This is a genomic window from Kitasatospora nipponensis (assembly GCF_039528135.1).
In the GTDB taxonomy this organism is placed as follows: Bacteria; Actinomycetota; Actinomycetes; order Streptomycetales; family Streptomycetaceae; genus Kitasatospora; species Kitasatospora nipponensis.
The window spans coordinates 1-719 of record NZ_BAAALF010000702.1 but is presented as its reverse complement, the minus strand read 5'-3'; the positions used below and the strand labels follow the sequence as shown (position 1 = coordinate 719).

The following is a 719-nucleotide window of genomic DNA, read 5'->3' as shown; positions in this document are numbered from 1 at the left end:
GCCACTGCTGATCTGGAACCTGCTAACCAGGCGGTTCGGGGAGAAGCCGTATGTGCCGGCGGCCGAGGAGTTGGCGATTCATCCGACGGTGCTCAGGTCGATTGCTCCAACGCCTGGGAGCAGCTCGTCGAATGCTCAACCTCCGTCTCGTGGGGGAGGCTCGGTGGTGGAGTTCCGCCGCAGGCACCCCAATCTGAGCGCCTCTGACGGTCCGAGCCGACTGGCCCACTGAATGCCACCGCCCTGCTTCTCCTTCGGGAGGGGCGGGGCGGCTTCGTTGCACCCCTGGCTCTGCGTGGCCCCGACGGCGGGGGCTCCTGCCGCTGGCCTAGTCGAACAAAGGTTCGTATGGTGGGAGATGTGAACCGTCCCCCACCTGCGCCGTTCTCTGGCTCGCTTCTCCCCGCGTACGAGCCGGGTGACGCGCGGGAGAGCCCGGCCCGGCCAGTGAGCGGCCCGGACCCGCGCCGCGACCGGACGGCCTTCACCCCGGTGTGGCTGCGCGCCGGCGGCCAGTGGCGGACCGGCCTGCTGCTGTATTGGCGGCAGTACCAGGACGATCCGCAGTGGCAGGTGACGATCCAGTTCGGCGACGTCCCCGGCTACGAGAGCGGCTGGTACCAGTACGACCCCGCCGCGGTGGTGCCCGTCCCCGTGCCGGAGGCCTCGCCGGCGGCGGACACCGTGCTGACCGACCGGCCGGAGCCCGGGACCGGGCG

Annotated in this window: 1 protein-coding gene; it reads left to right on the top strand. The window is 71.1% G+C overall.

The window, feature by feature from the left end:
- Nucleotides 1-447: 447 nt before the first annotated feature.
- Nucleotides 448-719 (top strand): hypothetical protein (locus ABD323_RS42820; RefSeq protein WP_344447448.1); only part of this gene is annotated, 272 nt, incomplete at its 3' end.